Annotated in this window: 26 protein-coding genes and 1 pseudogene; 21 read left to right on the top strand and 6 right to left on the bottom strand. The window is 70.1% G+C overall.

Annotated elements, in window-relative coordinates; all coding sequences use genetic code 11:
* The first annotated feature begins 52 nt into the window (after positions 1–52).
* Genes thrS through IPM43_00685 form a run of 3 tightly spaced genes read left to right on the top strand, consistent with a single transcriptional unit; the run spans position 53 to position 3,050 of the window.
* Entirely contained in the window at positions 53–2,035 is a 1,983-nt protein-coding gene (gene thrS, locus IPM43_00695) for a threonine--tRNA ligase (GenBank protein QQS24950.1), read from the top strand.
* On the top strand, positions 2,035–2,559 hold the full coding sequence (locus tag IPM43_00690; GenBank protein ID QQS24949.1) for an HIT domain-containing protein: 525 nt from the start codon (positions 2,035–2,037) through the stop codon (positions 2,557–2,559). The genes thrS and IPM43_00690 overlap by 1 nt, the downstream gene beginning before the upstream one ends.
* 11 nt (positions 2,560–2,570) lie before the next feature.
* A complete protein-coding gene (locus IPM43_00685; GenBank protein ID QQS24948.1) occupies positions 2,571–3,050 on the top strand; it encodes a hypothetical protein in 480 nt (159 codons plus the stop codon).
* Positions 3,051–3,063: 13 nt separating this feature from the next.
* On the opposite strand, the gene IPM43_00680 is transcribed toward IPM43_00685, so the two are convergent.
* Both IPM43_00680 and IPM43_00675 read right to left on the bottom strand, forming a co-directional pair.
* Positions 3,064–3,372, bottom strand: a complete 309-nt coding sequence (locus IPM43_00680) for a hypothetical protein (protein QQS24947.1) — start codon at positions 3,370–3,372, stop codon at positions 3,064–3,066.
* Positions 3,369–5,445, bottom strand: a pseudogene (locus IPM43_00675) (elongation factor G). Before IPM43_00675 ends, IPM43_00680 begins: the two are co-directional and overlap by 4 nt.
* A 689-nt stretch (positions 5,446–6,134) precedes the next feature.
* Between IPM43_00675 and IPM43_00670 the strand changes: the two are divergent.
* Positions 6,135–7,202, top strand: a complete 1,068-nt coding sequence (locus IPM43_00670; protein ID QQS24946.1) for a phosphatidylinositol mannoside acyltransferase — start codon at positions 6,135–6,137, stop codon at positions 7,200–7,202.
* A 28-nt stretch (positions 7,203–7,230) separates the two neighbouring features.
* Here the strand turns inward: IPM43_00670 and IPM43_00665 are convergent, their stop codons facing one another.
* Positions 7,231–7,818 carry a hypothetical protein gene (locus IPM43_00665; protein ID QQS24945.1) on the bottom strand — a complete coding sequence of 196 codons (588 nt, stop codon included), beginning with the start codon at positions 7,816–7,818 and terminating at the stop codon, positions 7,231–7,233.
* A 155-nt stretch (positions 7,819–7,973) separates the two neighbouring features.
* Here IPM43_00665 and IPM43_00660 point away from each other — a divergent pair, with 155 nt between their 5' ends.
* Positions 7,974–8,639, top strand: a complete 666-nt coding sequence (locus IPM43_00660) for a Crp/Fnr family transcriptional regulator (protein ID QQS24944.1) — start codon at positions 7,974–7,976, stop codon at positions 8,637–8,639.
* A gap of 4 nt (positions 8,640–8,643) precedes the next feature.
* Here the strand turns inward: IPM43_00660 and IPM43_00655 are convergent, their stop codons facing one another.
* Together IPM43_00655 and IPM43_00650 are read right to left on the bottom strand one after the other, a co-directional pair.
* Complete coding sequence (locus IPM43_00655) at positions 8,644–9,642, bottom strand: mechanosensitive ion channel family protein (protein QQS24943.1); 999 nt, start codon at positions 9,640–9,642, stop codon at positions 8,644–8,646.
* A 2-nt stretch (positions 9,643–9,644) separates the two neighbouring features.
* A complete protein-coding gene (locus tag IPM43_00650) occupies positions 9,645–10,544 on the bottom strand; it encodes an LLM class flavin-dependent oxidoreductase (protein ID QQS24942.1) in 900 nt (299 codons plus the stop codon).
* A 64-nt stretch (positions 10,545–10,608) separates the two neighbouring features.
* Here IPM43_00650 and IPM43_00645 point away from each other — a divergent pair, with 64 nt between their 5' ends.
* The 11 genes from IPM43_00645 (at position 10,609) to ruvB (ending at position 19,426) form a co-directional block, all read left to right on the top strand.
* Positions 10,609–11,748, top strand: coding sequence for a glycosyltransferase family 4 protein (locus IPM43_00645; protein QQS26276.1), 1,140 nt, complete (start codon positions 10,609–10,611; stop codon positions 11,746–11,748).
* Positions 11,745–12,299 carry a LemA family protein gene (locus IPM43_00640; protein ID QQS24941.1) on the top strand — a complete coding sequence of 185 codons (555 nt, stop codon included), beginning with the start codon at positions 11,745–11,747 and terminating at the stop codon, positions 12,297–12,299. Before IPM43_00645 ends, IPM43_00640 begins: the two co-directional genes overlap by 4 nt.
* A gap of 22 nt (positions 12,300–12,321) precedes the next feature.
* Positions 12,322–13,227 (top strand): M48 family metalloprotease, encoded by a 906-nt coding sequence (locus IPM43_00635; protein ID QQS24940.1) that lies wholly within the window; start codon positions 12,322–12,324, stop codon positions 13,225–13,227.
* Positions 13,228–13,235: 8 nt separating this feature from the next.
* Positions 13,236–14,408 (top strand): DUF3048 domain-containing protein, encoded by a 1,173-nt coding sequence (locus IPM43_00630; GenBank protein ID QQS24939.1) that lies wholly within the window; start codon positions 13,236–13,238, stop codon positions 14,406–14,408.
* Between the two features lie 67 nt (positions 14,409–14,475).
* Positions 14,476–15,378 carry a pyridoxal 5'-phosphate synthase lyase subunit PdxS gene (pdxS, locus tag IPM43_00625; protein QQS24938.1) on the top strand — a complete coding sequence of 301 codons (903 nt, stop codon included), beginning with the start codon at positions 14,476–14,478 and terminating at the stop codon, positions 15,376–15,378.
* Between the two features lie 47 nt (positions 15,379–15,425).
* Complete coding sequence (pdxT, locus tag IPM43_00620; protein ID QQS26275.1) at positions 15,426–16,019, top strand: pyridoxal 5'-phosphate synthase glutaminase subunit PdxT; 594 nt, start codon at positions 15,426–15,428, stop codon at positions 16,017–16,019.
* A gap of 2 nt (positions 16,020–16,021) precedes the next feature.
* Entirely contained in the window at positions 16,022–16,774 is a 753-nt protein-coding gene (locus IPM43_00615; protein QQS24937.1) for a YebC/PmpR family DNA-binding transcriptional regulator, read from the top strand.
* A complete protein-coding gene (locus IPM43_00610) occupies positions 16,771–17,232 on the top strand; it encodes a peroxiredoxin (protein ID QQS24936.1) in 462 nt (153 codons plus the stop codon). The genes IPM43_00615 and IPM43_00610 overlap by 4 nt, the downstream gene beginning before the upstream one ends.
* A gap of 64 nt (positions 17,233–17,296) precedes the next feature.
* The gene (ruvC, locus tag IPM43_00605) at positions 17,297–17,815 is read left to right on the top strand and encodes a crossover junction endodeoxyribonuclease RuvC (GenBank protein ID QQS26274.1); all 519 of its coding nucleotides are present in this window, start codon (positions 17,297–17,299) and stop codon (positions 17,813–17,815) included.
* Positions 17,812–18,396 carry a Holliday junction branch migration protein RuvA gene (ruvA, locus tag IPM43_00600; protein ID QQS24935.1) on the top strand — a complete coding sequence of 195 codons (585 nt, stop codon included), beginning with the start codon at positions 17,812–17,814 and terminating at the stop codon, positions 18,394–18,396. Before ruvC ends, ruvA begins: the two co-directional genes overlap by 4 nt.
* On the top strand, positions 18,389–19,426 hold the full coding sequence (gene ruvB, locus IPM43_00595) for a Holliday junction branch migration DNA helicase RuvB (protein QQS24934.1): 1,038 nt from the start codon (positions 18,389–18,391) through the stop codon (positions 19,424–19,426). The genes ruvA and ruvB overlap by 8 nt, the downstream gene beginning before the upstream one ends.
* A 7-nt stretch (positions 19,427–19,433) precedes the next feature.
* On the opposite strand, the gene IPM43_00590 is transcribed toward ruvB, so the two are convergent.
* Positions 19,434–20,141 carry a dienelactone hydrolase family protein gene (locus IPM43_00590; protein ID QQS24933.1) on the bottom strand — a complete coding sequence of 236 codons (708 nt, stop codon included), beginning with the start codon at positions 20,139–20,141 and terminating at the stop codon, positions 19,434–19,436.
* A 55-nt stretch (positions 20,142–20,196) separates the two neighbouring features.
* Between IPM43_00590 and queA the strand changes: the two genes are divergently transcribed.
* The 5 genes from queA (at position 20,197) to secF (ending at position 25,578) form a co-directional block, all read left to right on the top strand.
* Positions 20,197–21,219, top strand: coding sequence for a tRNA preQ1(34) S-adenosylmethionine ribosyltransferase-isomerase QueA (gene queA, locus IPM43_00585; GenBank protein QQS24932.1), 1,023 nt, complete (start codon positions 20,197–20,199; stop codon positions 21,217–21,219).
* Positions 21,219–22,316, top strand: coding sequence for a tRNA guanosine(34) transglycosylase Tgt (tgt, locus tag IPM43_00580; GenBank protein ID QQS24931.1), 1,098 nt, complete (start codon positions 21,219–21,221; stop codon positions 22,314–22,316). Before queA ends, tgt begins: the two co-directional genes overlap by 1 nt.
* Before the next feature lie 99 nt (positions 22,317–22,415).
* A complete protein-coding gene (yajC, locus tag IPM43_00575) occupies positions 22,416–22,805 on the top strand; it encodes a preprotein translocase subunit YajC (GenBank protein QQS24930.1) in 390 nt (129 codons plus the stop codon).
* Entirely contained in the window at positions 22,805–24,430 is a 1,626-nt protein-coding gene (secD, locus tag IPM43_00570) for a protein translocase subunit SecD (GenBank protein QQS24929.1), read from the top strand. Before yajC ends, secD begins: the two co-directional genes overlap by 1 nt.
* A complete protein-coding gene (secF, locus tag IPM43_00565; protein ID QQS24928.1) occupies positions 24,427–25,578 on the top strand; it encodes a protein translocase subunit SecF in 1,152 nt (383 codons plus the stop codon). Before secD ends, secF begins: the two co-directional genes overlap by 4 nt.
* Position 25,579 lies beyond the last annotated feature (1 nt).

The following is a 25,579-nucleotide window of genomic DNA, read 5'->3' as shown; positions in this document are numbered from 1 at the left end:
CGCCTAAACGGCGGGCCGGCTGCGCAGGCCGCCTCGTAGACTCGGGTCTGTCATGGCCGAGATCACGATCATCCTCCCCGACGGCAGTTCGCGCTCTTATCCGGCGGGGACCACCGCGGCCGATGTCGCCGCCGGGATAGGCCCGCGGCTGGCCAAGGCCGCTGTTGCCGCCGTCGTCGACGGCGAGGAACGTGACCTCGGGTCGCCGCTCGGCGACGGCGACCACGTGGCGATCGTCACCGCCGACACCGATGCCGGCAGGCACGTGCTGCGTCATTCGACGGCGCACGTGCTCGCCCAGGCGGTCACCCAGCTGATCCCCGGGGCCAAGTTCACGATCGGACCGGCGATCGAGAACGGCTTCTACTACGACTTCGACCTGCCGGGGGGCCAGACGTTCTCCGACGACGACCTCGCCGCGATCGAGGCGCGGATGCACGAGCTGGTCGCGGCCGACCAGCCGTTCGTGCGTTCGGAGGTGTCCGCCGACGAGGCCCTCGAGCTGTTCGCCGACCAGCCCTACAAGCGAGAGATCATCCAGCGTGTGCGCGCCGGCGGCGCCGACGGCGACGACGCCGGTGAGGTCGTCGGCGGCGACACGATCAGCGTCTACCGCAACTCGGCCGAGTTCGTAGACCTGTGCCGCGGACCCCACGTGCCCTCGACGGGCCGTCTCGGCCACTTCGCCCTGCAGAAGGTGGCCGGCGCCTACTGGCGAGGCAGCGAGCAGGGCCCGATGCTGCAGCGCATCTACGGCACGGCATGGGAGTCCAAGGCCGCGCTCGCCGAACACCTGCACCAGCTCGAAGAGGCGGCAAAGCGCGATCACCGCCGGCTCGCGGTGGAGCTCGACCTGCTCAGCTTCCCGAGCGAGCTCGGCGGGGGCCTCGCCGTATGGCACCCGAAGGGCGCCATCGTGCGCACGCTGATGGAGGACTACAGCCGCCTGCGCCACCAGACGGGCGGCTACCAATCTGTCTTCACCCCGCACCTGTCGAACGCCGAGTTGTTCGAGACGTCGGGCCACCTCGACTTCTACGCCGATGGCATGTACCCGCCGATGGAGATGGACAACGGCACGTACTACCCCAAGCCGATGAACTGCCCGATGCACTGCCTCGTGTACCGCGCGCGCCAGCGCAGCTACCGCGAGCTGCCGTTGCGGCTGTTCGAGCTGGGCACCGTGTACCGCTATGAGCGCGCCGGCACCCTGCACGGGCTGATGCGCATCCGCGGCTTCACCCAGGACGACAGCCACATCTTCTGTGCCGAGGACCAGCTGCGCGACGAGATCGTCTCGCTGCTCGACTTCGTGATGAGCGTGCTGCGCGCGTTCGGGTTCGAGGAGTTCACTTTCCACCTGTCGACGAAGGATCCTGCGAAGTACGTAGGCAGCGACGAGATCTGGGAAGCCGCAACGGCGGCCCTCGCCTCCGCGCTCGAGGCCCATGAGGTGCCGTACAGCGTGAAGGAGGGTGACGCCGCCTTCTACGGGCCGAAGATCGACATCCACGTGCGCGACGCCATCGGGCGAACATGGCAGCTCTCGACGATCCAGTGCGACTTCAACACCCCGGAGCGCTTCCAGCTGGAGTACGTCGCGTCGGACAACACCCGCCGGCGCCCGATCATGTTGCACAGGGCCCTCTTCGGTTCGGTCGAACGGTTCTTCGGCGTGCTCGTCGAGCACTACGCCGGCGCGTTCCCGACGTGGCTCGCGCCTTTGCAGGCGCGCGTGCTGCCGGTGGCGTCCGCGCACGAGAAGTACGCCGGCGCGGTGGCCGAGCGCCTGCGCGACGGGGGCTATCGGGTAGACGTCGTCGACGCCGACGACCAGCTCGGCAAGCGGATCCGCGCGGCCAAGCTCGACAAGATCCCCTACGTGCTCGTCGTCGGTGACGACGACGTGGCGCACGGCACCCTCGGGGTCAACCCGCGTGGCGGGCAGGTGCAGCGTGGGGTGCCGCTCGAGGACTTCGCGCGGCTGCTGGCCGACGAAGTGGCCCCACCGGCCGTCGACGGTACCGACCGGTGATGCTCGAGCGCCTGTGGAACGGCTGGCGAGCGGAGTACGTGCAGTCGGGTGGGGCCGCGGGCGGTGTCGGCTCCGACGACGGGCGCAGCGTGTTCTCACGCATCCTCGGCTCCGGTCTGCCCGACGAAGAGACCCATGTCTTGCACAGGGGCCAGCACACGTTCGTCATCTTGAACGCCTTCCCGTACTCGGTCGGGCACCTGCTGGTGCTTCCGTACCGCGAGGTCTCGAGCCTCGAGGACCTCGCTCCCGAAGAGGCCGCCGAGCTCTGGGCGAGCGTCACCGACGCGGTCGTGGCGATCAGGGCCGCGTATCACCCGGACGGGCTGAACGTAGGCGTCAACCTCGGCCGGCCGGCAGGGGGCAGCGTCGCCGGCCACCTCCACGTGCACGTCGTCCCTCGCTGGACCGGTGACGCGAACTTCATGACCGCCACGGCCAACACCCGCACGCTGCCGGAGGCCTTGCCGGTGACGGCCGCCAGGCTCCGTGCGGCGTGGCCGCGCCCGGCGTCGACCCCGTAGCCTCGTCGACGATGAGTGACGAGCTGCGCGACGAGCTACCCGCCGACCTGAACGCGGCAGAGCACGTCGGGCCGTACCGCTTCCCCGACAACAGCAGGAGACGCATCCCGGGGGTGCTGTACGCGGTCGTCGGACTCGCATGCATCGTGGTCTTCGCGGTCGCCGGCGACGACGCCGTGCTGGTGAACGCCGGCATCCTCGGTGCGGGCATCCTCCTTGTGGCGATCGGCGTCGTGTCGATCACGTCGGGCTGGCGGATGCGTGTAGACGAGACCGAGGCCCTGCAAGCCGCCGGCGAGGCGGTCGCGTTCCCGATCGGTCACGCCTCGGCGCAGCAGGTGTGGCGAGGGCTGCGCAGCCGACCCACCTGGCGGGTGCTCTGCTACTCGGCCGAGGATCCGCCGCGAACGCGCGGCCTCGTGCTGGTCGACGCGGTGGACGGACGGGTCGTCGAGCACATGGTGCAGGACAACCCCGAGGGCCTCGACTAGCCCGGCCTGCGCGCTAGTGGTTCTCCTCGCCGAGGTGCTCGAGGTCACGTAGCCCGCGCCCGAGCTGGAGCGCCTCTCCACGCAACGCGTCGAGGACCTCGTCGGACCACTGGTCGGCCGGTATCGCTTCGATCGCCTCGGCCACGGCGAGCGGGTCTGCCGAACTGCCGACGAGTGATGCCGCCGCAGCGACGAGTGAGTCGATGCGCTCGACGATCCCCGCGGCGCCTTCGCTGCCCTCGGCCGCGGCTGCCGCCTCGCGCTGGCGTCGGGGAAGGCCGCGGAACATGACCGCCAGGTCGAGTGGGCTCGAACCGGTCACGATTCGCCCTCGGCGAGCTTGGCCTTCGCCCGGTCGACGAGGTGCGCGGGCAAGACGTCGTAGTGGTCGTGCTGCACCGAGAACCGTCCCCGCCCGCCGGTCATCGACCGCAGGTCGATCGCGTAGCGCTGCAGCTCGCTCGTCGGTACGAGGGCGGTGATCTGCTGCTCGCCGTGGCCCACCGAGTCGGTCCCTTGCACTCGTCCGCGCCGCGAGTTGACGTCGCCCATCACGTCGCCCTGGCTCGAAGCGGGCACCGTCACCATCAAGAGCGAAACCGGCTCCAGCACCACCACGCCGGCGGCGGCCATCGCGTCCTTGAAGCCCTGCGCGGCCGCGGTCTTGAACGCCATCTCGCTCGAGTCGACGGCGTGGTACTTGCCGTCGTAGCACTCGACGCGCACGTCGACGACCGGGAAGCCGTGCACGCCGCCGAGCGACATCGTCTCCTCGATGCCCTTCTGCACGGCGGGGATGTAGTTGCGCGGGATCGCTCCGCCGACGACGGCGTCCTTGAACTCGAACCCGGCGCCGCGCTCCAGGGGGGCGACGCGCAGGTTGGCCACCGCGTACTGGCCGTGGCCCCCGGTCTGCTTCTTCACCTTGCCCTCCGCCTCGGCGGTACCCGAGATCGTCTCGCGGTAGGGCACCTTCACCTCGGTGGTGCGCACGCTCACGCCGAACTTGCGCTGCAGGCGTTCCAGCGTCACCGCGACGTGGGTGTCGCCGAGCCCGCGCAGCACGGTCTGGTGCGTCTCGTCGACGCGGTCGACGAGGATCACCGGGTCTTCGGCCTGCAGTCGGGCGAGCGCCCCACCCAACTTGTCGTCGTCGCTCTGGGTCACCGGGGCGATCGCGACGGCGTAGAGCGCGGTCGGCGCCGGTGGGGCGACGACGCGCACCGGCGAGCCCTTCGGCGCCAGCGTGTCACCGGTGCGGGTGTGAGCCAGCTTGGCCACGGCAGCGATGTCACCGGCGACGAGGCGGCTCGCCGGCACCTGCTCCTTGCCGCGCAGCGTGAACAACCCGTGCAGTCGCTCGTCGGCGCCGTTCGAGGAGTTCACCAGGTGATCGTCGGCCGTGATCGTGCCCGAGAGCACCTTGAACACCGAGAGCTGGCCGACGAAGGGGTCGGCGATGGTCTTGAACACGTGGATGAGCGGTTGGCCGGCAGCGTCGGGGGAGACCTCGACCACTTCGGTCCCGGCCGACACCTGGGCTGGGCGAGGTGCGGGGCCGAGCTCGCAGATGAAGTCGGCGAGTCTGTCGACGCCGATCCCGGTGGTCGCCGAGCCGAGCAGCACGGGGAACTCGACCAGCTCCAGCACCTCGTGGGCGAGGGTGCGCTCGAGGTCGGCGACGGAGGGCACGTCACCGGACAGGTAGCGCTCGAGCTGGTCGTCGTCGCCGGAGACGATCTCCTCGACGAGCGCGTCGTGCAGCTTGTGCTCCTCTTCGGCCACCTCGTTCGGCATCGGCTCGCTGTGGTGGGTGCCGTCCGGCGCGTACTCGTACGCCTCTTCGCTCAACACGTCGGCGATGCCGTGCAGTGTGGTCGCCTCGCCGAGGGGCAGCTCGAGCGGCGTGACGCCGGAGCCGAACAGCGACTTCATCTGCGCGAGCACGGCGTGGAAGTCGGCGCGCTCCTTGTCCTCCTTTGTTCACGAAGACCATGCGGGGCAGACCGAGCTCGTCGGCTCGGCGCCACAGAGCCTCGGTCTGCACCTCGACCCCCTCGACCGCGCTGACCACGAAGACGGCCAGGTCGGCAACCGAGAACGCCGCTTCGACCTCGCCGACGAAGTCGGCGTAACCGGGGGTGTCGATCAGGTTCACCCGGTACGTCTCGCCGTCGGTCGCCTTCCAATCGAACGGCGCGAGCGCGAGCGAGAGGGAGATGCGCCGCTTCTGGGACTCGGGCTCGGTATCGAGAAGGCTGGACCCGTCGTCGACGCGCCCACCACGGGCGACGGCTCCGCTGCGGGCGAGGAGGGCCTCGGCGAGGGTCGTCTTGCCCGACCCGCCGTGTCCGACCAGCACCACGTTGCGAATCCTGTCGGTCTGCACGCTCACTGCTCTACCCCTCTCGCCGACGCACGCGCCGGGTGTTCTCGTACGTGCCGGTTAACGCGCCGACCGTATCGCGGAGCTGCGCGTCGGGTCACAGGCGGTGTGGCGTTCGCCGAGTTAGCCTGTCGTCCCATGTTCGACGGTCACCTTCGGGCCCCGGTGGAGAAGGCGGTGAAGCCCATCGGCGACTCGTTGCGCAAGACCGGGCTCACGCCCGACCATCTCACCGTGGCCGGCCTGCTCATCGCGGTCGGCGCGGCAATCGCGATCGGCGCCGGCGCGCTCAACCTCGGGTTGCTGCTCGTCATCCTGGCCGCACTGCCCGATCTGCTCGACGGGGCGCTGGCCAAGGCCTCCGACGCCTCCAGCCAGCGCGGGGCCTTCTTCGACTCGGTGATCGACCGCATCACCGACTCCTTGCTGTTCGGCGGTGTCGCCTGGTACTTGGCCTCGGAGCACTCGGCGCACATGGCGATGTTGCCGTTCGCGGTGATGGCGGTCTCGTCGGTGATCTCCTACCAGCGGGCCAAGGCCGAATCGCTCGGCCTGTACGCGAAGGGCGGGCTGATGGAGCGCGCCGAGCGCGTGATCCTGCTCTGCATCGGGTTGCTGTTCGACGTTTTGCTGGTGCCGATCCTGTGGTTGATGCTGGCGCTGACCGTGATCACCGCTGTACAGCGGTTCGTGAAGGTGTGGAAGCAGGCGGCCGTCGCTCCCGTCACCGCGGCACGCATCGAGATGCGCCGCTCGCGCCGCCAGAGCAGGCGGACGGCCAGGGCCAGCCGGCGCGTGCGCATCCAGCGGCACCGGCGGGGCACCCCCTGACCGACCCGTCCACACCGAAGACGCCGCGCGAAGAGCTCGGCGACACGCTCGCCGTCACCGGGTACAAGCTCGGCTCGCTCGCGGCGCGGGTCACCCCGGGGCCGCTGGCATCGGCGGCGGCCACCGCGATCGGGGCCACGCTCGCCACGAGCATGCGCTCACGACGGGCGATCATCGAACGTCACCTGCGGCGCGTGAACCCCAGCCTCCACGGGTTCGCCCTGCGACGGGCGGTGCAAGAGTCGTTCGACAGCTACTCCCGCTACTACGTCGAGAGCTTCCGGCTGCCTTCGCTTTCGGCACGCGCCGTCGCTGCCGGGTTCAGCACCGTCGGCTACCGCGAGCACATCCTGCCCGCGCTGGCGAACGGCACCGGGGTGATCCTCGCCCTGCCCCATCTCGGCGGATGGGAGTGGGCCGGGCGCTGGATGACCGATCGCGGCCACCGGCTGACGGTGGTCGTCGAGCCGCTCGATCCGCCGGAGCTGTTCGAGTGGTTCGCGGAGCTGCGCCGCGATCTCGGCATGTCCGTCGTCCCGCTCGGGCCGGGCGCGGCCGCCGCGGTGCTGCGCGCCTTGAAGGACAACGAGGTGGTGTGCCTGCTCTGCGACCGCGACCTGCAGGGTGGGGGAGTAGACGTGGAGTTCTTCGGCGAGCGGACCACGCTGCCGGCAGGCCCGGCGACCCTGTCACTGCGCACCGGGGCACCGATATTGCCGACCGCGGTCTACTTCACGCGCAAGTACAACGGCCACCACGCGATCGTGCGCCCACCGGTGCCGGCGCAGCGTCGAGGCGGGCTGCGCGACGACGTGGCTCGCGTCACCCAGTACCTCGCGCGCGAACTCGAGGTGTTGATCGGGCGGGCGCCCGAGCAATGGCACATGTTCCAACCGAACTGGCCGAGTGACCCCGGCTACGCGGAGTCGAGGTGACTCGGCCGGTCGGCGGCCGCGAGCGTGGTCAGGCGATGCGGACCAGCTGGCTGACGTTGGCGGAGCCGTGGATGAACAGCTCGCCCGTGCCCTTCATGCGCTCGAGGTAGTCGGCGTTCCCAGCTAGCTTCGCCCCAGCGCTCTCCGCGGCGGCGATGTCGGGCTGGATGCCGATCCAGGTGATCCGGCCCATCGTGCCGAACAGGTCGCGCAGCACGACGACCGGAGATCCGAGAACTTCGCTCGCGAACTGGGCGACCTCCACCCCCCAGCCGAGTGCATCGGCGAAGCGGTCGACGAATGCCGTTGCCGTCGTGATCTGGGCGACGGCGCCGATCGGTGGTGCCTCGCCCGTGCCACCCTCACCTCCGGCGATGAGCTCGCGCAGGTGGTCCTCTCCACCCGTGGAGATCATGTCGGCCGCCGAATCGATCATGTCTAGATACCCGCTGTCGCCGAGGAGCTTCGCCGATGCGTCGGCGAGCGTCGCCTGGCTGTCGACGATCGCCGACCAAGCCAGTGTGCCGAGCGGGTAGCCGAAGCCGGCGTTCCAGCAGGTGACGTCGAGCGTGCTGTGGCCCCGGACGTAGCCGGTGATGTCGTTGGCGTAGGCCATGGTCCGTCGCGGACTGCCTGTGAGCGTGATGACACGTGAAAAGAGCAACATTTCCTGAACCCCCCGGTTCCCCCTTGGTGTCCGCTCACATTCACCCCAAGGCCCTGGCAGGACTGTCGCACGCGCGCCAGTTGACATGTGACCTTTGACACTCCATGGTTCTGCGTGTGGGCGCCGCTCTGCTCGAAGTGCTCGACCAGCTCGGCGAACCCGAGCGCGGGGCTGTGGTGGCGCGACTGCGGCCGCGCCACTACCGACGGAGCCAGGTGGTGTTCAACGAGGGCGACGCGGCGGACCGCCTCTACCTGTTGCAGTCCGGGCGCATGCAGGTAAGCGCGACGACGCTGCAGGGCAGCACGATCATCCTGCGGGTGGTGCAGCCGGGCGAGATGTTCGGCGCGCTCGCCCTGGTGCAACCCGACCATCGCCGCACGGCCCGCGTCTGCGCGCTCGAGGACTGCGCGGCGCTCACGCTGGAGCGGCGCGACTTCGACGAGCTGCGCCTGCTGCATCCGGGGGTCGACCGCCTTCTCGTGACCGTGCTCACCGAGCAGCTCGTGCGCTCGAACGCCCTTGCCGCCGAGCTGCTGCTGCCACCTGAGATCAGGGTCTGGCGAAGGCTCCACGTGTTGGCGCAGGCATACGGCGACGATCCGATCCGCATGTCCCAGGACGACCTCGCCCATGCGGCGGGCACCGTGCGTCAGACGGCGAATCGGGTGCTGCAGATCGGGGTCCGTGAGCGATCGCTCGCCGTCGAGCGCGGCGTGGTGCGCATCCTCGACAGCGTGGCGATCGAGGCGCACTCGAGCGCCGACTGAGCGGTCAGGTCCGCGGCCAGTCGCCGGCGAACCCGCGCGGCGGCGGTCGGATCCCGGCGTCGTCGAGCGCGGCCTTGACCCCCTCACGCAGCGCTCTCTGCAAGGCCCACTGCTCGCCCGGCTCGGTCTTCACCGTCAGGCGGATGGTGACACCGTCGGGCCCCACCGACTCGACGCCGAGGATCGTCGGAGCCTCCAGCACCTGGTCCTTGTACTCGTCGGCCTCGCAGACCGTGCGCGCGGCGTCGAGGATCACCTGCTGCGCGCGGTCGACGTCGTTGTCGTAGGCGATCGCGAGGTCGAGCAACGCCATCGACCAGAGTTGGCTGCGGTTCCCCACCCGCACGATGGCGCCGTTCGGCACGTGCCAAACGGTTCCGTCCGGGGCGCGCAGCGTCGTCAGGCGAAGGGTCACCTTCTCGACGGTGCCGCTCGCCTCGCCGAGGTCGACCACGTCGCTCACTCCGTACTGGTCTTCGATCAACATGAAGACCCCGGTGATGCAGTCACGCACCAGGCTCTGCGCGCCGAAGCCGAGCGCGATGCCGGCGATGCCGGCGCTCGCCAGCAGCGGAGCGAGGCTGAGGCCGAACTCGCCGATCACGAGCAGCCCCGCCACCGTCCAGATGATCGCCGTCGCCAGGCCCATCAGCACGGCGCTCAACGTCCGCGCCCGCTCCGTCGAACGCGCACTCGTCGAGTCGAGCACCTCCGGGGCCTTCATCCCGAGGCGTTCGATGCCGGCTGCGGCGAGCTGCTGAGGCGCCGTCAGCCGCCCGACCATGCCGGCGACGACGCGCCGCACGAACCTGTTGAGCAGGAATGCCACGATCACGATCAGCAGCACCCGCAGAGGAGTGGCCACGAACCAGTCCGCGGCCCGGCTCGCGGCCTCGGACCCGGTCAACTCCCACATCTGCTCGCAGATCCAGCCGGGGGTTTCGGTGCACGCGTCGATCAGGCCTTGATCCGCGGGGTCGACCGGTGGCACCGCGGTGAGCATCGTCACTCGTACGCGGCGAAGAGCTCGCGGACGGCCTTCAGCTGGCCGCCGTCCACCGATGACATGACCGCGACCGGCTGCACCCCGATGTCCGCCCAGGCGGCGAGCCCGGCACGGACCTCGTCGACGGTGCCGGCGAGCGTGCAGTCACGCAACCAGGCGTCGCTCATCAACGACGGCAAGCGATCGCGTTCCCCGGCGCCGATCGCAGCTTCGATCGCGTCCATCTCCTCGACGTAGCCGCAGGCCCGCCAGTAGTTGCGGTAGTTCGGCAACCCGACGTAGACCGTCATCGTCTTGCGGTGCACGGCGGCTGCCGCGCGAGCGTCGTCGGAGATCACCGTCGGGATCATGTTGGCCAGGTGGAACGAGCCGCGCCGCGCGGCCGGCACGCGGGCCACCTGGGTGGTCGTGTGCAGCAGGCTGGCGTTGGCCCAGATCGCGCCTTCGGCGATCTCGACCGCGAGATCGAGCATTCGGTCGCGCAGCGCGGCGAGGTACACCGGTGGCAGCTCGCCTCCGAAGCGCTCGTTGGCCCGCAGGCCGGAGACGAAGGCGCGCATGTCGGCGAGCGGCTTGCCCATCGCGACGCCGAGGCGTCTCACCATCGGTTCGTGGCTGACGCCGAGCCCTAGGGCGAACCGGCCGCCGGACAGCTCGTGGACGTGGGAGGCGAGCCCGCCGACCTCGGCGGGCACGCTGCCGTAGATCCCCTGGATCGAGGTGAAGAAGCCGATCTCGTGGGTGACGTGGGCGAGGCTCGCGCAGAGCCCGAGCGCGCCGCCGAGGCTGGGGCAGGCGATCGCCGGGAACCCCCTGCGCTCCGCCTCGACCGCGGCCTCGACGACCGCCGCGCGCTTGCCGGGGGAGGCGACGAGGGAGAGGGCAGGCTTGTCGCTCATCGGGGTGAACGTAGTGGAACGGCCTCGCGCGGCTCTACCGTGGCCGGCCGTGCCGGGACCGCCATTGCGCATCGGGCTCGTCAGCCCGTACAGCCTGACCATTCCCGGAGGGGTGCAGGGCCAGGTGATGGGCCTCGCTCGCGAGCTGCGCGCGCGCGGGATCGAGGCCCGGGTGCTCGGGCCGTGCGACGGTGCCCCTCCAGCCACGTTCGTCACCCCCCTCGGCGACAGCTTGCCCACCGCCGCCAACGGTTCGATCGCCCCGATCGCGCCGGACGCATCGGCTGCGTTGCGCACCATCCGGGCGCTGCGCGACGAGCAGTTCGACGTGCTCCACATCCACGAGCCGCTCACGCCGGGTCCGAGCCTGACCGCGCTCGTCATGAACACCGCACCGGCGCTCGGCACGTTCCACGCGGCGGGCGACAGCGCCAGCTACCGATACCTGAACGCTCCCTTGCGTTGGCTGGTGGACGAGCTCGACCACCGCGTCGCGGTGTCGAAGGACGCGCGAGAGCTTGCCGAGCGCTACTTCGGCGGCGACTACGAGGTGCTCTACAACGGGGTGGAGCTGGAGCGCTACCGGCGCGTCGCTCCTCACCCCGGGGGAGAGCAGGCGATCTTCTTCTGCGGGCGCCACGAGCCGCGCAAGGGATTGGACGTGCTGCTGCGCGCCCACGCGTCGCTCGGCCCGGAAGTGCGGCTGTGGATCGCGAGCGACGGGCCCGACACCGAGCGGCTGCATCAGCAGTACGCCGGTGACAACCGGATCGAATGGATCGGCCGCATCTCCGACGAGGACAAGGTGGCCCGCCTGCGCGGCGCGGCCATCTTCTGCGCCCCGTCGTTGCACGGGGAGAGCTTCGGGGTGGTGCTGATCGAGGCCATGGCTGCTGGTACCGCCGTGGTGGCGAGCTCACTCGACGGGTACCGCAACGTCGCCACCGATGGTGTCGACGCCGTGCTCGTCCCGCCCGGCGACGAGCACGCGCTCCTGGCTGCGCTGCAACGGGTGCTGAGCGACAGGGCCTTCGCCGCGCGATTGGTCGACGGCGCCAGCGCGCGTGCGGCCGAGTTCTCGATGCGGGACCTCGCCGAGAAGTACGTCGAACGCTACGAGGAGCTGCGCCTGCGGCCGCCGCGGGTGGAGCCCTCGGCGGGTTCACGAGCCGTCCAACGCCTGCGGCGTATGATGTCGGGGTGATCTGGCTCCTAGTCATCCTCGGCATAGTCGTGCTCGTCCTGCTCGCGGGTGTCTTCGCCTACAACTCGCTCATCCGGCGACGCAACCAGGTGGAGAACTCGTGGGCTCAGATCGACGTGCAGTTGAAGCGTCGCCTCGACCTCATCCCGAACCTGGTCGAGACGGTGAAGGCGTACGCGGCGCACGAGCGCGAGACGCTCGATGCCGTCATCCGCGCCCGCAACGCGGCGATGGCCGCGCCCTCCACCCCGCACGCGCAGGCCGAGGCCGACAACGTCCTCACCGGCGCGTTGCGCCAGCTCTTCGCGCTGTCCGAGGCCTATCCCGACCTGAAGGCCAACCAGAACTTCCTCGCCCTGCAAGAAGAGCTCACCGCCACCGAGGGGCGAGTCGCCTACGCGCGGCAGTTCTACAACGACAGCGTGATGACGTACAACAACAAGCTCGACCAGTTCCCGACGGTGTTCCTCGCCCGCATGATGCGATTCGAGCGCCGCGAGTACTTCGAGGCCGACGAAGACGCGCGCACCGCGCCCCGCGTCCAGTTCTGAGCCCGGGTACACGTAACGCCACATGCACGACCTGATCAGCGCGAACAAGCGCAAGAGCGTTCTGCTGATCGTCGCGTTCGTCGGCCTGGTCGCCCTCGTCGGAGCGGCGGTCGGCGTGCTCGTCGGGTATGGCCTCACCGGCACGATCGCGGCCCTCGTCATCGCGGGGACCATGGCGTTCGCCTCCTACTGGAAGGCCGATGCCATCGCGCTGGCGGTCAGCCGTGCCCGACCCGCCGACCCCGACACCTACCGGCGGCTGCACAACCTGGTCGAGGGGCTGTGCATCGCGAGTGGCCTGCCCAAGCCGCGCATCTACATCGTCGACGACCCCGCGCCGAACGCCTTCGCCACCGGCCGCAACCCCCGTCACGCGGCGATCGCGGTGACCACCGGGTTGCTGGAGAAGCTCAACAGGGTGGAGCTGGAAGGCGTCGTGGCCCACGAGCTGTCGCACATCCGCAACTACGACATCTTGCTGTCGACGCTCGCGGTGACCCTCGTCGGCTCCATCGCGGTGCTCACCGACATGACGATCAGGATGATGTGGTGGAACGGCGGGCGAATCCAGCGCGAGGGCGACAGGGATTCGACGAACAACCCGTTGGCGCTGTTCGGCTTCGCGCTCTTGATCTTCGCTCCGATCATCGCGCGGGGGATGCAGGCCGCGGTCAGCCGGCGCCGGGAGACCCTGGCCGACGTTTCCGCCTGCCAGATGACGAGGTACCCGCCGGGGCTGATATCGGCCCTCGAGAAGCTCCGCGACGACGTCACCGTCACCCATTCGGCATCGACGGCCACCGCCCACCTCTGGATCGAGCAGCCCATGGCCGGTGTGGGTGACGCCGGCCACCTGGGTCGATTCCATAAGATGTTCGACACCCACCCCCCGCTCGAAGAGCGGATCGCCCTGCTAAGGGAGCTGTGAGTCGTCGAATGCCCAACAAATCGCTGTTTCGCGCCCGGCCCCGCCGTCGCGCCCGCCTGCTGACTACGTCGATCGTGGTCGCCGCCCTCGGCGCTCTCGCGCTCGGCGCGTGCAGCGGGGGTGACGACGGCTCCGAACCGGAGTCGACGACGACGCAGGCCGAGACGACGAGCACCGCCACCACCGTGGCGCCGACCACCACCAGGGTCACGTCGACGACCGCGGCGCCGACCACCAGCACCACATCCACCACCGAGCCGCTGCCGACGACGCCCCTGAACGGCTTGCCCGTGTACGACCCCGGCGCGCCGACCCGGCCGGCGCTTGTCGTGAAGATCGACAACAGGCAGGCCGCGCGCCCGCAGAGCGGGCTCAACCTGGCCGACATCGTCTACGAGGAGAACGTCGAGGGGTGGACCCGCTTCGCGGCGGTGTTCCACAGCCTCGTCCCCGACCCGGTCGGCCCGGTGCGCTCCGGACGCACCCAGGACATCGACTTGCTCAGCTCGCTCGACCGCCCGCTCTTCGTGTGGAGCGGCGGCAACGCGCGGGTCACCGACGCCATCCGCGCCAGCACGCTCGTCGACATGGGCCCCTACGGGCTGGCCGGCATCGACTACTACCGCAGCAGCGACCGCCGCATGCCCCACAACTTCTATGCCCGCCCCGCCGGTGGGTGGGCGGCGAACCCCGCCGGCAGCCCCCCGCCACGCCCGCAGCTCACGTTCCGCGCCGCCGGCGAAGAGGCCGACGGCGACGTGGAGATCGCCGGGGTGAAGTTGCAGATGGACGGCGGCATGCGCGCTCGCTGGGAGTGGGATCCCGCTGCCGGCGTCTTCTGGCGGTTCCACGAGAACTCGCCCCATACCGTTGCCGACGGCACGCAGATCGACGCCTCGAACGTCGTCGTGCTGACGGTGCAGTACCGCCCGAGCCCCGCCGACGCGCGCAGCCCGGAAGCGGTGACGACCGGCGAGGGCGACGCGCTGGTGCTGACCGACGGGCAGGCATACCTCGCCCGGTGGCACCGTGCCGACCAATTCTCGCCGTGGACGTTCACGAATGCCGACGGAGACGAGATCCGGTTGACCCCGGGCAGGACGTGGATCGAGCTGACCCGCGGCGACCAGGCGGCGATCGTGCCTGCCGGCGTCGATGCGGCGAGCGTTCCCTGGCCCTGATCCGGGGAGTGTCGGTACCACGCAACGGTAGGGCGCCGCGCTGGCGGCGCCCGGTACGATTGCACCCATGACCGTCGCCGGTTCGCACCCCGAACGCGCCACAGGAACCTTCCCGGTCAAGCGTGGGCTGGCCGAGATGCTGAAGGGTGGCGTCATCATGGACGTCGTCACCGCGGAGCAGGCGAAGATCGCCGAGGACTCCGGTGCATGTGCGGTGATGGCCCTCGAGCGCGTGCCCGCCGACATCCGCCGCGACGGCGGTGTGGCCCGGATGAGCGACCCCGAGATGATCGAGGGGATCAAGGCCGCGGTGTCCATCCCGGTGATGGCCAAGGCCCGCATCGGCCACTTCGTCGAGGCTCAGATCCTCGAGGCGCTCGGCGTCGACTTCGTCGACGAGAGCGAGGTGCTCACTCCCGCCGACGAGAGCCACCACATCGACAAGTGGGCGTTCACCGTGCCCTTCGTCTGCGGGGCGACCAATCTCGGCGAGGCGTTGCGCCGGATCAGCGAGGGCGCTTGCCTGATCCGCTCCAAGGGCGAGGCCGGCACCGGCAACATCGTCGAGGCCGTGCGCCACCTGCGCTCGATCACCGGTGACATCCGCAAGATCACCCAGGCCGACCCCGCCGAGCTGTTCGACTGGGCCAAGCGGCTGCAGGCGCCGCTGCCGCTCGTGCAAGAGGTGGCCGAGACCGGCTGGCTGCCCGTTCCGGTGTTCTGCGCCGGGGGCATCGCCACCCCCGCCGACGCCGGGCTCGCCATGCAGCTCGGCGCCGAAGCGGTGTTCGTCGGGTCGGGGATCTTCAAGAGCGAAGATCCGCTGCCGCGCGCGAAGGCAATCGTCGAGGCCACCGCGCACTTCAAGGACCCCCACATCCTCGCGAAGGTCAGCCGCGGCCTCGGCGCCCCGATGACCGGCATCGCGATGGACGAGGTCACCGAGCGCTACGCCGAGCGCGGGTGGTGACGCCGCCGTGAACGCGGCTACGAGGCCTCCAGGTGGACCGGTGCTCGATGCGCGTCGGCGTGCTCGCGCTGCAGGGCGCGTTCGCCGTCCACGAGCAGCGACTCGCTGAGCTCGGCGCGCGCACCAGCCAGGTCAGGCAACCAAAGGATCTGGAGGCCGTCGACGCACTCGTCCTCCCGGGTGGGGAGAGCACGACGATGTCGCGCCTGCTCACCACGTCGGGGTTGTTCGACGCGCTGAAGGCGAGGCTCGCCGACGGCATGCCCGTCTTCGGCACCTGCGCGGGGATGATCCTGCTCGCTACGGACGTCGTCGACGGCCGCCCCGACCAGCGCTCCCTCGGCGCCGTCGATCTGAGCGTGCGCCGCAACGCGTACGGTCGCCAGGTGGACAGCTTCGAGACGGATCTCGCCGTGTCCGGGCTCGACGAGCCCTTCCACGCGGTGTTCGTCCGCGCCCCGCAGGTTCAGTCCCACGGGCCGACGGTCGAGGTGCTCGCCACCCACGCCGGCACTCCCGTGCTGTTGCGCGAGGGCGCGGTGATGGTCGCCGCCTTCCACCCCGAGCTGACGCCCGATGCCCGGCTCCATGCCATGTTCATGCAACTCGCGACGTCGTCGTCGCCGATCACCGAGGTCTGAAGATGTCCGGTCACTCCAAATGGGCCACGATCAAGCACAAGAAGGGGGCAGCCGACAAAGCGCGCGGCAAGCTGTTCGCGAAGGTCGCCCGCCAGATCGAGGTCGCTGCCCGCGCCGGGGGAGGCGACGTGCAGAGCAACGCCACCTTGCGCACGATGGTGCAGAAGGCCAAGGCAGCCCAGATGACGAACGATGCCATCGACCGGGCGATCAAGCGGGGTACGGGTGAGGACAGCGGCGAGTCGTACGAGGCGATCACCTACGAGGGCTACGCGCCGGGCGGGGTGGCCTTGCTGATCGACGTGCTGACCGACAATCGCAACCGCACCGGCGCGGAGATCCGCAACGTCTTCGCGAAGCTCGGCGGGTCGATGGCCGAGCCCGGCGCCGTCGGTTGGCAGTTCAGCCGGAGGGGGGTGTTGTTGGTGCCCGAAGCCGTCGGTGAGGACGAGCTGATGCTGGCCGCGCTGGAAGCCGGAGCCGACGACGTCTCCCGCGACGGCGACAGCTGGCGGGTCACGAGCGAGCCCTCCGACGTGTACGACGTGAAGTCGTCGCTCGAAGCCGCGGGCATCGAGGTGCTGTCGGCCGAGTCGACGATGGTGCCGTCGACCACGATCGAGGTGACCGACGCCGGCGATGCCCGCAAGATCCTGCGCATCATGGACGCGTTGGAGGACAATGACGACGTGCAGGACGTGTTCGCGAATTTCGACATTGCCGAATCCCTGATGGACGAGGTGGTGGAGACATGAGCGTCGGGCCCGGCGACCCCGCACCGGACTTCGCGCTGCCGGGAACCGAAGGACGTGAGTACTCGTTGGCGGACTATGCCGGCCAGCCCGTCGTGCTCGTCTTCTACCCCGGCGACGACACGCCGGTGTGCACCAAGCAGCTCAACAGCTACAACGACGGTCTCGGCGAGTTCGAGCAGGTAGGCGCGCAGGTGCTCGCCATCTCTGCCCAGGACGTTCCCAGTCACGACAAGTTCTCCGGCAAGCACGGTTTCGCCTTCCCCCTCCTCGCCGACGTCGACAAGCGTGTCGCCGCCGCGTACGGCACGCTCGGCCCGCTCGGCTTCCCTCGCCGCAGCGTGTTCGTCGTCGACGCCGCGGGGGTCGTCCGCTATGCGCACCGCGCCATCGCGGGTCTCACCTACCGCCCGGTGAGCGAGCTCGTCGAAGCCGTCAAGGCAGCCGAGACCGGCTCCTGAACGGCAAGGATCCACCGGCGGGCCGCTCGGGCCCGCTAGCGTCGTACGCGTGTTCGTGCCAGCCCTGAACCGGGTACTCGGCGTCGACCCCGGCCTCACCCGGTGCGGTTACGCCGTCGTCGAGACCCTTGGTCCCTCGTCGGCGCGTGCGGTGGCCCTCGGCGTCATCCGCACCCCGCCCGGCGACGAACTCGCGTGGCGCCTGGCGGCGCTGCGGACCGAGGTGGAAGCGTTGCTCGTCGAGTTCACGCCCGGTGCCGTGGCCGTGGAGCAGGTGTTCTTCCAAGTGAACGTCCGCACCGCGATGAGTGTCGGCCAGGCGAGCGGCATCGTTCTCGCCTCGGCTGCCGCTGCGGGTTGCGAGGTGGTCCAGTACACGCCGAGCCAGGTGAAAGACGCCGTGGCCGGGTGGGGGAGTGCGACGAAGGAGCAGGTGCAGAAGATGGTGCAGGCCCGCCTCGGCCTGCCCACGCTGCCCCAACCCGCCGATGCCGCCGACGCGGCCGCGCTCGCCCTCTGCCACCTAGCGATCAGTCCGCTGCGCGCCCGAGTCCGCGCCGCCACGACAGGTCGGGCCCGATGATCGGGTCGCTGCGGGGCGCGGTGCTCGAGCGCGGCCTCGACGGCACGGTGCTGATCGAGGTCGGCGGGATCGGCTACGTGGTCACCGTCACCCCGCGCACACTGGCCGAACTGGAACCGACGAGCACGGTGTTCCTCCACGTCCACCATCACATCCGCGAAGACGCGCAGACGCTCTACGGCTTCGCCGGTCGCGACGAGCGCACCGCGTTCGGAGTGCTCATCGCGACCCACGGTGTCGGTCCGGCGCTCGCTCTCGCCATCCTGGGCACGCACCAGCCCGCGGCGCTCGTCGACATCGTCGCCAGCGCGGACGTGGCCGCCTTGACCCTCGTCCCCGGTGTCGGCAAGAAGACGGCTGAGCGGCTGCTCGTCGAGCTGAAGAACCGGCTCTCGGTACCCGTCCTCGACCCCGTCGGCGGCGGCGGCACCTCGGCCGTCGGCGACGTGCGTGAGGCGCTCGCCGGGCTCGGATACGCCGACACCGAGATCCGCGACGTGCTGCGGGAGCTGCCCGCCGACGGCGAGCCGGCCGAGATGCTGCGCGACGCGCTGAAGGCCCTGGGGGCCCGACGTGCGTGACGAGTTTCTCGAGCCGCTGGCCGCAGACGACGTCGAGGCCGCCGATGAGGCCGGTCTGCGCCCACGTGCGCTCGCCGAGTTCGTCGGCCAGCGCGAGCTGAAAGAGCACCTGACGATCGTTCTCGAAGCTGCCCGGCGGCGCGGGCAGGCTGCCGATCACCTGCTGTTCGCCGGCCCGCCGGGGCTCGGCAAGACCACGCTCGCCGGCATCGTCGCCACCGAGATGGGGGTGCACCTGCACATCACGAGCGGGCCGGCGCTGGAGCGCGCGGGCGACCTCGCCGCGATCCTCACCAAGCTCGACGACGGCGACGTGCTGTTCATCGACGAGATCCACCGGTTGAGCCGGTCGGTGGAAGAGATCCTCTACCCGGCGATGGAGGACTTCCAGCTCGACATCGTCGTCGGCAAGGGCCCCGCCGCGTCGAGCATCCGCCTGACCCTGCCGCGGTTCACGCTCGTCGGCGCCACCACCCGCACGGGGATGATCACCGGGCCGCTGCGTGATCGGTTCGGGCTCGTCGCCCGGCTCGACTACTACGACGACGCGGAGCTCGAGTCCATCGTCGGGCGCGCCGCGGGGATCCTCGGCGTATCCATCGACGTCGCCGGCTCGCGCGAGATCGCGCGCCGCAGCCGCGGCACACCGCGCATCGCCAACCGGCTGCTGCGCCGCGTACGCGACTTCGCCGAGGTGCGCGGCGACGGATCGATCGACGAGACGACCGCGCACGAGGGACTCGCCCTGTTCGGCGTCGACGAGCGCGGCCTCGACAAGGTCGACCGCGCCATCCTCGGTGCGGTGTGCCGCCAGTTCCGCGGCGGTCCGGTGGGGCTGTCGACGCTAGCGATCGCCGTCGGCGAGCAGCCCGAGACCGTCGAGGACGTGTACGAACCGTTCCTCATCCAGCAGGGCCTCATCGTGCGCACCCCACGCGGTCGTGTGGCGATGCCGGCCGCGTGGGCTCACATCGGCCTCGGCGTACCGCCGGCGGGTACGTCCGTCCCGCCGCCGGCGCTCTTCGACTAGCGGTTAGCTAACCGGTCGGGAGGTGCGTGGCGAGGAACGCCATCGTCTTCGTCCACGCCGCCTTCGCCGCGTTCTCGTCGTAGAAGATCGCCGACTCGTGGTTGTCGAACGCGTGGCCGGCGTGTTCGACGTTCAGCACGAACCCGTCGCGGCCGGCGATCATCGCGCTGACGGCGTCGACGCCCTCGTTCGCGATGTACGCGTCGGCGTTGCCGAAGTGGAAGAGCGTCGGGCAGCTCACCTGCCCGGCGAGGTCGAGCATCGCGGGCACCATCGAGCCGTAGTAGCTGACGCAGCACTCCGGCTCGCCTGCCGCGGCCACGCCCCACGCGAGCGTGCCGCCGAGGCAGAAGCCCATCACGCCTGCCAAGCCGCCGGTGGCCGGCATCGCGCGCAGGTGCTCCAACGCGGCCACGCAGTCGGCGATTGCCTTCGCCGCGTCGAGCTGCGCGACGACCTCGATCGACGCGGTGAGGCCGGCCTCGTCGTGTTCGGCCGCCCAGCCGGGGGCGAAGCGCCAGAAGACGTCCGGCGCGCCCACCACGTAACCCGCATCGGCGAGGCGTTCGGCGACGGCGCTGATGTAGGCCCCGACGCCGAAGATCTCCTGGATCAACACGATGCCAGGGCCACGGCCCTCGCTCGGCGTCCACACGTGCAGGTCGAACGAGCCGTCGTTGACCGCGACGGAATCGGTGCGGCGGGTGTTGCTCATCGCCGCCCATGCTGGCACAGCGTCGGTGCGGGCACGCCCGTAGGGTGTCGGTGCCGTGCGTCTCGCCGACTTCGACTACGACCTGCCCGCCGACCAGATCGCGCAGACCCCGATCGAGCCCCGCGACGCGGCGCGTCTGCTGGTGGACCGAGGAGCGGCGGCTCCCGAGCATCGCCACGTGCGCGACCTGCCCGAACTGCTGGGCGACGGCGACCTGCTCGTGGTCAACGAGACGCGGGTGATCCCAGCCCGGCTCCGGCTGCACCGGGCCACCGGCGGCGCGGCCGAGGTGCTGCTGCTCGAGCCGGTCGACGGGGAGCAGCACGCGTGGGAAGCGCTCGTGCGCCCGGCACGCAAGCTGCGCGTCGGCGAGCAGCTGTTCGGCGCGGACGGCGTTGCCGTGGTCGAGGTGGGCCGCCGCCGGCCGTCGGGCGACACGTTCACCGTCGCTCTGCTGGGGGGCCCCGATCCACTCCAGGCGCTGGCCCGCTACGGCGAGATGCCGTTGCCGCCCTACATCACGACGGCGCTGGAGCACCCGGAGCGGTACCAGACCGTGTACGCGTCGCCGCCGGGCTCGGCCGCGGCGCCGACCGCGGGGCTGCACCTCACCCCCCAGGTCCTCCGCATGCTCGACGATCGAGGTATCGAGACGGCGAGGGTCGAGCTCGTCGTCGGGCTCGACACGTTCCAGCCGGTCAGCGAGCCAGATCCGCGCGAGCACCTGATCCACACCGAGCGCTTCCGCGTCCCTGCCGACGTGCTGCATCGGGCGCGTGAAGCCCGCCGGGTGGTGGCGGTCGGGACGACAGCCGTGCGAGCGCTCGAGACGGCGGCCTCCACCGGCAAGCTCGAAGGGCGCACCGACCTGTTCGTGCACCGGGGATACGAGTGGCAGCTCGTCGACTTGCTGATGACGAACTTCCACCTGCCCCGCACGACGCTGCTGATGATGGTCGACGCCTTCGTCGGCCCGCGCTGGCGGCGGCTCTACGCCGACGCGCTCGCGGCCGGCTACCGGATGCTGTCGTTCGGCGACGCGATGCTGCTCGACCGCCACTTGGAGAGCGAGCACTGATGCATCCGGTGTCGCTGGTGGTGCGTGCCACCGACGGGACGGCGCGCACGGGCACCGCATACACCGCCCGCGGCAGCTACCAGACGCCGTGCTTCATGCCGGTGGGCACGCGCGGTGCGGTCAAGTACCTGAGCGCCTCCGACTACGAGCGCCTCGGTGCCGAGATCGTCCTCGGCAACACCTACCACCTGATGCTGCGACCGGGGGCAGATACCGTCGCCCGCTTCGGCGGACTCGGGCGCTTCGCGGGCTGGGATGGCCTGACGCTCACCGATTCCGGGGGATACCAGGTGTTCTCTCTCGAACCGAAGGTCGACGACGACGGCGTGACGTTCCGCAGCACGTACGACGGCTCGACCCATCGGCTGACGCCGGAGTCGGCCGTGCGCGTGCAGGAGCAACTCGGCGCGGACATCCAGATGGTGCTCGACGTGTGCCCGCCGCTGCCGTCGCCTCCCGCGACCATCCGCCTCGCGCTGGCGCGGACCTCGGCATGGGCTGCTCGGGCTCGGGCCACCCACGAGCGGGAGGGCCAAGCCCTGTTCGGCATCGTGCAAGGTGGCATCGACGCGTCGCTGCGAGCAGAGAGCGCGCAGCACACCGCGGCGCTCGAGTTCGACGGCTACGGCATCGGCGGGTTGAGCGTCGGGGAGAGCCGCGAGGACATGCTGGTCGCCCTGGCGGCGGCGCTGGCCCATCTGCCCGCCGACCGGCCGCGATACCTGATGGGCGTCGGCGACCCGGCCTCGCTCGTCGAGGCGGTGGCTCTCGGCGTCGACCAGTTCGACTGCGTGCTGCAGACCCGCCTCGGACGCCACGGCACCGCGCTCACCTCGACCGGAAAGCTGCACGTGAAGAACGCCCGCCATGCCTTGTCCGACGAGCCGCTCGACCCGGAGTGCCCGTGCGAGGTGTGTGCGAGACACTCGCGGGGTTACCTGCGCCACCTGTTCCAGGTGGGCGAACCGTCGGTATCGAGGCTGGTCAGCATCCACAACCTGGCCTGGACGCTGCACCTGATGAAGCAGATGAGGGACGCGATCGAGTCCGGCTCGTTCGGCGCGTTGCGGCGCGCCGTGCTCGAAGTATGGGGATGACCGGGCTCTACCGGCCGGACCTCGCTAGGATTCCCGGTCGGCCCGGCGCCGGACGCGCTCGTGGCGACGCGACTATTTCACTGAACGGTTGACCCCAACATGATCCAAGTCCTACTTGCCAGCTCATCGTCCGACGACGGCGGTGGCGGTGGCAGCTTCATCTTCACGCTCGCGTTCATGGGCCTCATCTTCGGGGCGATGTACTTCCTCATGATCCGCCCCCAACGGCGCCGGATGCGTGAGCAGGCCGACCTGCAGCGCCAGGTCGGCGAGGGCGACGAGGTGATGACCACGTCTGGCCTCTACGGCTTCGTCAGCGGCATCGACGGCGACGTGATCTGGCTGGAGATCGCCGAGGGTGTCGAGATCCGTGTCGCCCGCGCAGCGGTGAACCGCATCGTGAGCCCGACAGAGGAAGCCGCCGCTGGGCCGGCGAAGGGCGTGACGGCTGAAGACGACGCCGCCGCCGACGACGACACCACCTCGTGATGCGCCGCCGCCTCCTCGCATCGCTGCTGGCGATCGTGCTCATCTCGTTCGTCGGCGTGATCGTCAACGTCGCGCTCGGCAACAACCCCACCCTCGGCCTCGACCTGCAGGGCGGTGCCTCGGTCACGCTCGAGCCGGCAGCAGGACAAGACGTCGACAGCGGCGCGATCGACGTCGCGGTCGACGTCATCCGCCAGCGCATCGACGCGCTCGGCGTATCCGAGCCCGAGATCTACCGCCAGGGCGACGCCGTGGTGGTGAACCTGCCCGGCGTGAAAGACCAGAACGAGGCGCTCGCGCTCGTGTCGGCCACCGGCAACGTGTTGCTGCGCCCGGTGCTGAACATCGTCGGCAGCGTCGAAGACGGGGTGCAGGCGACCACGACGACGATCGGCGGAGGGGGCGGGCCGACGATCGTCACGACGACCGTCGCTGCCGGGCCCACGACTCCCGCCACGACCACGCCCGGTACGACCACGCCGGGTGCGACCACGCCGGGTACGACGGCGCCGGCGGCGGGGACCACCGCCCCGCCCGGGCCGCCGCGGGCCACACCCACCACGGTGCCGGCCACCGTCGCGCCCACGACCGCGCCCACGACCGTCGCGCCGACCGACACCACGTCTGCACCGCTCGACGATCCGACGATCCAGGCGGTGGTACCCGGACGAGACGGGCTGCTGTACATGGTCGGGCCTGCCGCCGCCACCGGCGAGGTGTTGCAGAACGACGCCGACGCGCAGGTGCTGAACGGCGAGTGGGTGGTGGTCGTCGGTCTTCGCTCGGGGGCCAGCGGGCAGGACCAGTGGAACGCCATCGCCGCCGAGTGCTACAGCAAGACGCAGGTGTGCCCGACGGGCATGCTCGCCATCCAGCTCGACCAAGAGATCGTTTCGGCCCCGACGGTGCAGACCCCCACGTTCTCGTCCGAGGTCCAGATCACCGGTCAGTTCACCGAGAGCGAGGCCAACGAGCTCGCCCGCATCTTGAAGTTCGGTGCGGTGCCGGTGAAGCTCGAACCCCAGGCGGTGCAGACCGTGTCGGCCACCTTGGGCAAGGACTCGCTGCGCTCGGCCGTGATCGCGGGTGCCGTCGGACTGCTGCTCGTCGTGGCGATGCTGTTCTTGTACTACCGCTCCCTGGTGATCGTCGTCGTCGGCGGCCTGGTGGTGTTCCTCGCCCTCAACTGGGCGGTGATCTCCACGCTCAGTGCCACGAGCGGCCTCGCCCTCACGTTGGCCGGTGCGGCAGGGATCATCGTCTCGCTCGGCATCACCGTCGACTCGTACGTGGTGTACTTCGAGCGATTGAAAGACGAGCTCCGTAGCGGCAAGACGTTGCGCAACTCGGCCGAACGCGGGTTCAAGGGGGCGTGGCGCACGATCCTGGCCGCCGACACTGTGTCGCTGCTCGCTGCCGCGGTGCTGTGGTACCTGACGGTCGGGTCGGTGCGCGGCTTCGCGTTCTTCCTCGGCCTGGCGACGATCTGCGACATGATCGTGGCCTACTTCTTCACCAGGCCGGCGGTGCTGCTGCTGGCCCGGTCGCGTTGGTTCCAGGGCCAACACCTGCTCGGCGTCACCGGGGCCGAGGTGGCCCCCTCACTAGTGGGCGGTATCTCATGACGGCGCCGGAGCACGGCGTGGGGAAGGCGAGCCTGTGGCACCGCCTGTACCACGGCGAGACCACCTTCGACTTCTACGGCAAGAGGTGGCGCGGCTTCACGATCTCCATCGTGTTGCTCCTGATCTCGGCCGGTTCGTTGCTCCTCAACGGGCTCAACCTCGGCATCGACTTCGAAGGTGGCGTCGCGTGGGAGGTCCCCGCGGACGACATCACCGTCGAGACGGCACGACAGGTGCTCGACGCGAACGGTGTCGACAGCTCCGAAGCGAAGGTGCAGACCCTGTCCTCCTCGGAGGGCGAGCGGATCCGCCTGCAGGTCGGGACGCATTCCGCCGAGACGGTCGAGCAGGTGCAGCGGGCACTTGCCGAAGAGGCCGGGGTCGAAGTCGGCGACGTCAGCACCGCTGCGGTCAGCGCCTCGTGGGGTGAGACGATCACCGCGAAGGCCGTCCGAGCACTCCTCGTGTTCTTCGTGCTCGTGTCGATCTTCATCGCCTGGCGGTTCGAGTGGAAGATGGCCCTCGCCGCGTTCCTCGCGATGGTCCACGACATCTTGATCAGCGTCGGCATCTACTCGCTGTTCCAGTTCGAGGTCACGCCGGCGACGGTCATCGCGTTCCTCACCATCCTCGGCTACTCGCTGTACGACACGATCGTCGTCTTCGACCGTGTCGAAGAGAACATCGCCCGCTTCAAGGGCAGCCGCGTGCCGATGGCAGACATCGTCAACGTGTCGATGAACCAGGTGCTGATGCGCTCGCTGAACACCTCCATCGCGTCGGTGCTGCCGGTGCTGTCGCTGCTGGTGGTCGGCTCGAAGATGCTCGGCGCTGTCGCCCTCGAAGAGTTCGCACTGGCGCTGGCCGTCGGGCTGTTCGTCGGCGCGTACTCGTCGATCTTCCTCGCCACGCCGCTGCTCGCGATGATGAAAGAGCGCGAGCCCCGATACCGCTCGCTGCGCGGTGCCCACGCCACCGGCGAGGCGATGCACGCGCTGTCCACGAGCGGAGCGGCCGCGCTGCGCAAGGAACAGGTGCGGGTGCCTGCTGGCGCGTCTGCCGACGGCTCGGCCACGGTGCCGGCGGTGCTCGACCCGACGACCGTGCTGACGCACCCTCCCCGCCCGCGCAAGAAGCGGCGGCGGTAGC

This window comes from Actinomycetota bacterium (assembly GCA_016700055.1).
Classification (GTDB): Bacteria; Actinomycetota; Acidimicrobiia; order Acidimicrobiales; family Ilumatobacteraceae; genus Kalu-18.
Note: the sequence above shows the minus strand (reverse complement) of the source record. Positions and strands in the feature narration are given on the sequence as shown.

Bases quoted from the DNA above. Each gene is read 5' to 3' on its own strand.
- thrS (QQS24950.1), top strand. From the start codon at position 53: ATGGCCGAGATCACGATCATCCTCCCCGACGGCAGTTCGCGCTCTTAT.
- IPM43_00690 (QQS24949.1), top strand. From the start codon at position 2,035: ATGCTCGAGCGCCTGTGGAACGGCTGGCGAGCGGAGTACGTGCAGTCG.
- IPM43_00685 (QQS24948.1), top strand. From the start codon at position 2,571: ATGAGTGACGAGCTGCGCGACGAGCTACCCGCCGACCTGAACGCGGCA.
- IPM43_00665 (QQS24945.1), bottom strand. From the start codon at position 7,818: ATGGCCTACGCCAACGACATCACCGGCTACGTCCGGGGCCACAGCACG.
- IPM43_00660 (QQS24944.1), top strand. From the start codon at position 7,974: ATGGTTCTGCGTGTGGGCGCCGCTCTGCTCGAAGTGCTCGACCAGCTC.
- IPM43_00655 (QQS24943.1), bottom strand. From the start codon at position 9,642: ATGCTCACCGCGGTGCCACCGGTCGACCCCGCGGATCAAGGCCTGATC.
- IPM43_00650 (QQS24942.1), bottom strand. From the start codon at position 10,544: ATGAGCGACAAGCCTGCCCTCTCCCTCGTCGCCTCCCCCGGCAAGCGC.
- IPM43_00635 (QQS24940.1), top strand. From the start codon at position 12,322: ATGCACGACCTGATCAGCGCGAACAAGCGCAAGAGCGTTCTGCTGATC.
- IPM43_00630 (QQS24939.1), top strand. From the start codon at position 13,236: ATGCCCAACAAATCGCTGTTTCGCGCCCGGCCCCGCCGTCGCGCCCGC.
- pdxS (QQS24938.1), top strand. From the start codon at position 14,476: ATGACCGTCGCCGGTTCGCACCCCGAACGCGCCACAGGAACCTTCCCG.
- pdxT (QQS26275.1), top strand. From the start codon at position 15,426: ATGCGCGTCGGCGTGCTCGCGCTGCAGGGCGCGTTCGCCGTCCACGAG.
- IPM43_00615 (QQS24937.1), top strand. From the start codon at position 16,022: ATGTCCGGTCACTCCAAATGGGCCACGATCAAGCACAAGAAGGGGGCA.
- IPM43_00610 (QQS24936.1), top strand. From the start codon at position 16,771: ATGAGCGTCGGGCCCGGCGACCCCGCACCGGACTTCGCGCTGCCGGGA.
- ruvA (QQS24935.1), top strand. From the start codon at position 17,812: ATGATCGGGTCGCTGCGGGGCGCGGTGCTCGAGCGCGGCCTCGACGGC.
- IPM43_00590 (QQS24933.1), bottom strand. From the start codon at position 20,141: ATGAGCAACACCCGCCGCACCGATTCCGTCGCGGTCAACGACGGCTCG.
- tgt (QQS24931.1), top strand. From the start codon at position 21,219: ATGCATCCGGTGTCGCTGGTGGTGCGTGCCACCGACGGGACGGCGCGC.
- yajC (QQS24930.1), top strand. From the start codon at position 22,416: ATGATCCAAGTCCTACTTGCCAGCTCATCGTCCGACGACGGCGGTGGC.
- secD (QQS24929.1), top strand. From the start codon at position 22,805: ATGCGCCGCCGCCTCCTCGCATCGCTGCTGGCGATCGTGCTCATCTCG.
- secF (QQS24928.1), top strand. From the start codon at position 24,427: ATGACGGCGCCGGAGCACGGCGTGGGGAAGGCGAGCCTGTGGCACCGC.